The organism is Allobosea sp. 05T422_2 (assembly GCF_056396265.1).
The window spans coordinates 1-7,816 of record NZ_JBFTLD010000293.1; the positions used below are offsets into that span (position 1 = coordinate 1).

7 protein-coding genes are annotated in these 7,816 nt (G+C 62.7%); 2 read left to right on the plus strand and 5 right to left on the minus strand.

Translation table 11 applies throughout. The features are described from left to right. The 5 genes from AC1DJT_RS31415 to AC1DJT_RS31435 all read right to left on the minus strand — a co-directional run. A partial coding sequence (locus AC1DJT_RS31415) for a phospholipase D-like domain-containing protein (RefSeq protein ID WP_476835586.1) occupies positions 1-477 on the minus strand: 477 nt, incomplete at its 3' end. A 42-nt stretch (positions 478-519) separates the two neighbouring features. Continuing rightward, a complete protein-coding gene (locus AC1DJT_RS31420) occupies positions 520-2,298 on the minus strand; it encodes an ABC transporter ATP-binding protein (RefSeq protein ID WP_476835587.1) in 1,779 nt (592 codons plus the stop codon). Positions 2,299-2,318: 20 nt separating this feature from the next. Beyond that, positions 2,319-2,696: a response regulator transcription factor gene (locus AC1DJT_RS31425; RefSeq protein WP_476770405.1), complete on the minus strand. Its 378-nt coding sequence runs from the start codon at positions 2,694-2,696 to the stop codon at positions 2,319-2,321. Positions 2,697-2,796: 100 nt separating this feature from the next. Beyond that, positions 2,797-3,402: a response regulator transcription factor gene (locus AC1DJT_RS31430; protein ID WP_476835589.1), complete on the minus strand. Its 606-nt coding sequence runs from the start codon at positions 3,400-3,402 to the stop codon at positions 2,797-2,799. 7 nt (positions 3,403-3,409) lie between these two features. After that, positions 3,410-5,629 carry a sensor histidine kinase gene (locus tag AC1DJT_RS31435; protein ID WP_476835588.1) on the minus strand — a complete coding sequence of 740 codons (2,220 nt, stop codon included), beginning with the start codon at positions 5,627-5,629 and terminating at the stop codon, positions 3,410-3,412. A 424-nt stretch (positions 5,630-6,053) separates the two neighbouring features. Between AC1DJT_RS31435 and AC1DJT_RS31440 the strand changes: the two genes are divergently transcribed. After that, complete coding sequence (locus tag AC1DJT_RS31440) at positions 6,054-6,977, plus strand: formylglycine-generating enzyme family protein (RefSeq protein WP_476770408.1); 924 nt, start codon at positions 6,054-6,056, stop codon at positions 6,975-6,977. A 238-nt stretch (positions 6,978-7,215) separates the two neighbouring features. Further along, positions 7,216-7,816, plus strand: a 601-nt coding sequence (locus tag AC1DJT_RS31445; RefSeq protein ID WP_476835590.1) for a sulfatase-like hydrolase/transferase, incomplete at its 3' end; no start/stop codon positions are given.

A 7,816-nucleotide genomic window follows, 5' to 3' on the forward strand; every position in this document is an offset into this window, starting at 1 on the left:
GCACCAGATCAGCTTCGACGCAGGATCGGGCGCGAACTCCGTCTGTACCCAGTCCGCTTCGAAGCAGCGCACCATCTCCGCGACTTCCAGCTTGTCGGTGGTGGTGACGGCATAATCACGCGTCTCGGTGAGATCCCGCGTCTCCCAGTTCAGCGACTCGACGAAGCCGATCGTATCGTCGATCACCATCGACTTCTGGTGGGTGAGAGCAAAGGCCGGGCTGCTGTCGCGCACCTCGATGCCGGCAGCGTCGAGCACCTGGCGCGTCTCCTCGTTCTCGCTCGCGCCGTCGCGGCGCGCCGGGTTGAGCATGACGCGCACCTGGACGCCGCGTTGCTTCGCTGCGAGCACAGCGCCAAGCAGGGTCGGGTCCGTGAACAGGAACATCCTGATATTGAGCACCCGCGTGGCGGCGTTGATCGGTGCGAGGATGGCATCGGGGGTGTCGTCGGGAAGGACAATCAGCTTGTGCGACATGGCCGGCACTCCTTGATTTGCGCAGGAAGGGACGGGGCGACCTCACTTGGCCGCGGTCGTTTCGAATTGGGCGCGGTTGAGTTCGGCATAGATCCCGCCGCGGGCAATCAGCTCGTCATTCGGGCCCTCTTCCGCAACGATCCCGTCTTTCAGCACGATGATCTTGTCGGCATTTCGAATCGTGCTGAGGCGATGGGCGATCATGATGACGGTGCGGCCCGCCATCAGCCGCCGCAGCCCCTCGATCACCAGGTGCTCGGACTCGGTATCGAGCGCCGCTGTCGGCTCGTCGAGGATCATGATCGGGCTGTCACGAACGACGGCCCGGGCGATGCCGATGCGCTGGCGCTGGCCGCCCGACAGCGTATCGCCGCGCTCCCCGACCATGGAATCATAGCCATGCGGCATGCGGGCGATGAACTCGTCGGCATTGGCGATCCTGGCGGCCGCCACGATCTCCTTGTCTGTCGCACCTGGCCGCCCATAGGCGATGTTCTCCCGGATCGTCCCGCGAAACAGCACCGTCTCCTGCAGCACGAAACCGATCTGGGCGCGCAGGGCGGCGAGTTTGAACGTGCTGACATCCGTGCCGTCGATCAGGACGCGCCCGCTCTTCACGTCATAGAAGCGTGGCAGCAGGCTGAGCACGGTGGATTTGCCTGAGCCCGTGGGCCCGACGATGCCAACGACCTGCCCAGGCGCGATCGAGAAGGAAACATCGCGCAGCACGAGCACATCGGCCTCGTAGCCGAACGCGAGATGCTCGAAGGTGATCGCGCCCTTGACGCGCCCCGGATCAACCGCATCGGCGCGTTCGAAGACGATCTCGTCGGCTGCGAGGATCGTCTGGATGCGTTCCAGCGCTACGGTCGTCTGCGCGATTGCCGTCGTGGCGCTGGCAAGATCCTGAACGGGTTTGAAGAATTTTGAGAGATAGGCGAGATAGACCGTCAGTGACCCGGCCGTCATGGTGCCTGCGATGATCAGCGCCGTTCCCTTCCAGAGAACGATGGCGGTGCAGAACGCGACCACGATGCTGACCACCGGCGAGAGCAGGGACTTGACCCGCCGTGCCTTCAGCGCCGCATCGACTGTCGCCTGGCTGACATCCTGCAGATGCGCKAGTTCGAGATCCTGCCGCCCGAACGCCTTGACCGCCCGGACCGAGCCCAGGCCCTGTTCGACGACCGCCAGAACTTCACTCTGCCTGACGCGCACCACGCGCGTCGCCTCTTTCACCGCCCGCTTGAAGCGCATGATGAAGACCAGGAGGAAGGGAATGACGGCGATTGCGATCAAGGTGAAGTCCCAGTCGAGCCAGAACATCAGCCCGACCATGAAGACGATCGTGAGAAGGTCGACGACGATACTCAACGTCGACGACGAGGCGAAGCTCTGCAGGGTCGAGACATCGGAGGTGATGGTGGAGATCAGGGTGCCGATCTTGGCATTCTGATAGTATCGCAGCGACAGACGGTGCAGGTGCTCATAGATGCGGATGCGTAGATCATTGGCAATCCACTGGCCAATGCTCGTGGTGTAGTAATTGTCCAGGTAGGTCGCTATCCCGCCGATGATGGCGATGAGCAGAGTGGCAACGCCCGCAAAGAGCGCGACACCGGTCGTGTTGCGGCTGAAACCGTACTGATGCAGCCATGCTAGCCATTCAGGCAAGTGATGGTTGCCGAGCGCATCGTCCAGGACCAGCTTCAGCGGCCAGGGCGCGGCGAGGCTGGCGGCAATTTCGACCAGCATTGCGCCAAAGGCGATGAGCAGCCAGCCACGATAGGGGCGGAGCAGGTCTAGAACCAGGCGTGTCATTCGCCAACTCCTGCACGGGGTCAGTCTCGGCTCGGCACACTCACAGCATCATTTTTTCCAGTTGATCCGAGTGCAATCACGAGCGCGTCGAATAGGTTCGCATTCCGCAACGGCTTCGAAAGAACGGCGACGATGTCCGAGGGGTGAGACGGCTCGCGCATCCCGTCACCATGGGCCGTAATGATGATGGTCGGAATATGGACGCCAGCCTTGACCAATTGATGGTGCAGCTCGAGGCCGGTCATCCCAGGCATTTGCAAGTCAAGGATCAGGCAGGCAGGCGTCCCCGTGGGCAAGACCTCCAGAAATTCGCGGGCCGAGCTGAAGATCTTCGTCTCATAGGCGCGAACCCTCAGCGTCCGACTCAGGGACTTCAGCACGGACGGATCGTCGTCCACGATAGCGATCCAGGAAGAATCCTGCCCCATGGGGCGGAACGTGAGGCGGTTTTTTCCCGTTGTCGACCTGACCGTTGGGCCAGTACGCATCGCGGGGYGACTACGCGGAAATGCCGGCCCTCTCTGTCAGGCGCACCAGATCGGCGACCATACGAACGCCGAGCTTCTTCATGATCGACCCACGGTGGAATTTGATCGTCTTTTCGACGGTGCCGAGCTGGTATGCGATCTGCTTGTTCAGCTTTCCAGCAACCACATGTGTCAGAACCTCACGCTCGCGGGGCGTCAAGGTTGCAATTCTGCTCTCGACCGAGTTCAGCTCGGCTTGCGCTTGCCGGGCGCGAGAATCTGCTTCCCTCGCGCGTTCTATGGCGGCCACCAGATCCTGGGCGCTGACCGRCTTGGTCAGGAAATCGACGGCGCCCGCCTTCATGGCACGCACTGTGGTCGGAATGTCGCCCTTGCCGGTGAGAAAGATGACCGGCCGACTCATCGCCGTGGCTGTCAGTGCCTGCTGAAGTTCAAGGCCATCGAGGCCCGGCATGCAGACGTCAACGACGGCGCAGCCTGGAATGGAAGCGTCATGTTCCGCGAGAAACTCCTGCGAGGATGTGAAAGCCGCAATCGTGTATCGCCTTACGCCAAGGAGGCGGGACAAGGCCTTGATCACTGATGTGTCGTCATCAACGAGGAAGACTGTAAACATCGGGCGCTCACTCGGCTGAGATCGGCGATTTGGCTGGCAGCAAGAGGCTCGCGACCGCTCCGCCGGCCTCGTCGTTCGCAAGTTCGACCTCGCCACCATAGGCCTCGACGACGGTCGAGCAAATCGCCAGTCCAAGGCCAAGTCCGTTTGGCTTGGTCGTGTAAAAGGGCTCGAACACGTGGCTCGCGGCTTCCGGCTGAATCCCGGGTCCGCAATCCTTGACGCGGACTTCGATCATCCTCGTCGGCGTACACAAAGTCGAAACGGCGATGTTTCGTTCGGGCGTGGGGGTGGAAGCCATCGCGTCCATGGCGTTGACCAGGAGGTTGAGCAGGACCTGCTGTAGCTGGACGGGGTCCGCGACCGTCCCGGGCAATCCACCCGCCAGTTCGAGGTTTACGCTGATCCTGCGACTGACGAGTTCATTATGGAGCAGCGCCAGCGTCGACGTGACGAGCTCATTCACATCGACGGGGACAGCCGTGGTCTCCCCCTTCTTGAGCAGGTTACGCAAGCGCTGGATGACATTGCTGGCCCGGCGATTATCGTCGACGATATCCTGCAACACATCGCGGAGCTCAGCCAGGTCTGGCGAAGCGGCGGCAAGCAAATCGAGCCCCGTTTCCGCATTGGACTGGATTGCGGTGAGCGGCTGATTGATCTCATGGGCGATCGCGCCCGACAGTTCGCCCAGTACCGAAACCCGCATCAGGTGCGCCACCTCCTGGCGCTGCAAGGCCGTTTCGATCTCGGCCATCTTCTGGTCGGTGACGTCGATGAAGATTCCGCTGAGCTGCTTCGGATCGACCCCGGGGGCGGGATGAAACCGCGCGCGAATCCGTATCCAGCGCGGCTCGCCATCCCGCATGACGCGAACGTCTGCGACGGCCGACTGGTCGCTGTTGGCCGCCTTCGTGAGCGAGTTCATCGCTCCTGCGCGATCTTCGGGATTGATTGCGGCAAGGAGCGCATCGCGGGAGAGGGGAGTATCCTCCCCAAGACCGAACAGGGCCCGCGCGTGCTCTGTCGCCCAGAGCGCGTTGGTCTCGCKGTTGAATTGCCAGAGGGCCAGGTTCACGGATGCCGCTGTGAAGGTCATCCGCTCTTCGCTCTCCTTGAGCAGAGATTCGGCACGCTGCCTTCTGCGCATCTGAAGCAGCAGCGCGCCGGCAACGGCCATCTGCAGGGCAGAGGTGCCGAGGGCCGCAAGCACCAGATTGTGATGCTGGTCCCAGATCGTCGGCTGTTTGAACAGGACCACGGCATCGGCCGGAAGATTGCCTTCCCGCAGATTCCAACGCTGCATCGCCCTGGCATCGACGCGGTAGCTCTGTCCGGGATTTGTTCGTGGCGGGAGCGCGGCCGGGTCAGCGCCTGCAATGATTTCAAGTGCGAGGTCGGCTGCGGCTATGCCGACAGACTCGAACGTCTCGATGAAGCCGCCAACCGTGCCATTGCCCAGATAGGTATCGTAAGGTGAATAGACGGGAGCGGGGGAAAGCGCGACCAGCGCACTCGCGACTTCGGCCGGAACAAAACTCTTGCCCGTGCCGTCCGCGAACACCGTCAGGACGATAACGATTGCGTCTGCGGGAACACGTCCCAACTCTGCAACGAGAGTGTCATAAGGCAGGCCGAAAAGGTACGTGGCTTCTAACTCGGCGTGAACCTGCATCGTCGCCTGCGCTTGGGTTTGCCAACGGCGATCCACTTCGGCGCTCCCGGCAATCATCACGACGCGCCCTGAATTGGGCTGCAGCGCCTTCGCCAATGCGAGCGTCTTTTCCAGATTGAACTCCGTGATGATCCCGGTGACGTCGGGAGGCGGTCGTGAGATGGCATAGGTTGCCGACGAGATGCTCGTAAACACGACGGGTACGGTGGGGGCGATCGTGGCGCGATGCTTGATGATGAAGGGCAGTGCCAGGCTCCCCAGGGTGACGATGACGTCCGGGGGGGAGCGCGCGTACTTGTCACGCAGGAACGACGCCATCCGATCCTCATGCGCGGGGTCGGAGCTGCGCGCGAGGTCAAGGAACTCGGCATCGATCTCGATCTTGTGAGGAGCGCGTTCCGAGAACCGAATTCGCGCGGCCTCGCTGATGGCCGCCGTGGCCGGAAATGTATAGTTGAACGCATGCAGAAAGAGGATGCGCGCTGGTTTCCGCTGGGACCGCGCAGCCGGAGCCAGCCAAGGGAAGGCGAGCACCAGAAGGAGCAGGCCCAACGCTCCAACACCTCGGGTGGTCTTTGCTGCAAGTTGTAATCGAACTTCCATCTTTACTACCGCAGCGGCACGTGGAAGGTCTCGAAGTTCTGGGAGGCCGCATTATTCAGCGTCACCTCTACCCTGTCGAGATGCATTTTTGCCGGGGCCGAAGCTCTTGGGCGCCCAGTCTTTTTCGGCATAGGCATGGTGTCAGCGGTTGAACCTTGACCGCKGGGCCTCGGGAAATCCCGGAGGCCGGAGAGCCTCGATACTGGGCCATGGTCCAGTAGAGCGACCCCCGATTTATCGGTACAGCCTACCTGAGAGCCGAGCACTCAGAGAGTGTTTCATGCGAAGTCTTGAAATCACGGAACGACCGTCCGCTGCCCCCAGCGATCCACTGAAACGAGCGTTGAGTGCGGCAACTGCGCCTCCGCGAGATATGCTCGTCATACTCGGCGGCACGTTCCGCATGGGGGCGGATCGCCATTACCCTGAAGAGGCTCCGGTTCACCAGGTTACCGTTGACGCCTTCTGGATGGACCGTACGCCCATCACGAACCGCCAGTTCCGTGACTTCGTTCGCGCCACCGGACACGTCACGTTCGCGGAGCGGTGTCCGGATCCAAAGGACTACCCGGCGGCCCGGCCAGAGATGCTCTATGCTGGTTCTCTCGTCTTCTCGCCCCCCGACCATCCCGCTGACCTGCGCTTCTGGGGCGAGTGGTGGACTTACTTGAAGGGCGCTGACTGGCGGCATCCCTACGGCCCGAGGAGCAGCATTCACGGGCTCGACAACCATCCCGTGGTGCACGTGGCATTCTCCGATGCGCTGGCCTATGCGCACTGGGCCGGGATCGACCTGCCGACCGAGGCTGAATGGGAATTCGCGGCCCGCGGCGGCCTCGACGGCGCGGAGTTCGCCTGGGGCGCCGAGTTCACGCCCGGCGGCCAGCACATGGCCAATACCTGGCAGGGCGACTTCCCGCGACAGAACCTCGCGCAGGACGGGTTTACGCGCACCTCGCCGGTTACCGCCTTCCCCCCCAATGGCTACGGCCTCTACGACATGATCGGCAATGTCTGGGAATGGACGAGCGATTTCTACGTGGCGAGGCACGCCGCCGATGCGCCAAAAGCCTGCTGCATCCCGGAAAACCCGCGCGGCGGGCGCGAGGATCAGAGCTACGACCCATGCCATCCGGAACTCAGGATCCCGCGCAGGGTCCTGAAGGGTGGCTCACACCTGTGTGCGCCCAATTACTGCCGCCGCTACCGGCCGGCGGCACGCCACCCCCAACTCGTCGACACCTCGGCAAGCCATATCGGCTTCCGCTGCGTCCGGCGCGGAGTCTCGAAGATCTAAAAGAGGAGGATATGCCGTGAAGCATGACATTCTCGCCGGAACTACGAGCACTGCCCCCGCTGACAGCCGAACGAGGCTCAGCCGTATTCTTGCCAGCGCCTGCGACACCACGCGAACGGCTCTCCTGGGAGCTACCGCGCTCATCTGTGCAAGCGCCTTGACGCCGGCCGTCGCACAGGCCCCGGCACAGGCGCCGGCCCCTGCTCAGGCGCAATCCCGACCGAACATCCTGTTCATCATGGGCGACGACATCGGCATCATGCAGCCGAGCATCTACCACCGCGGCCTGATGGTTGGGGAGACGCCCCATATCGACCGGATCGGACAGGAAGGCGCGCTCTTCACGCACTACTACGCCGAGCAGAGCTGCACGGCTGGCCGCAATGCCTTCTTCACAGGCATGCATCCGCTGCGCACCGGCATGATCCCGCCCCAGTTGCCGGGCAGCCCGTCCTATCTGCGGCCGGGTACCCCGGCGCTGGCGAAATTCCTGATCGATCTCGGCTACAACACCGGMGAGTTCGGCAAGAACCATCTCGGCGATCACACCGACGCGCTGCCGACCGCGCATGGCTTCCAGGAATTCTGGGGCTATCTCTATCACCTCGATGCGATGCAGGGTGTGAGCTTCCCCGACATCAACAGGACCCCGACACAGCAGACGGTCGCTCCGCCATGCCTGAACACGCCGATCCCGGGCCTTCCCGCGGTTCCCGGCGCGGTGGATCCAAGAACAACCGTTTGCCTGACGCCGCCACGTCCCGTGATTTCCTGCACATCCTCCAATGGCACCGCGGCCAATCAGACCTGCCGGGACGAAGGTCCGCTGACCCTGGAAC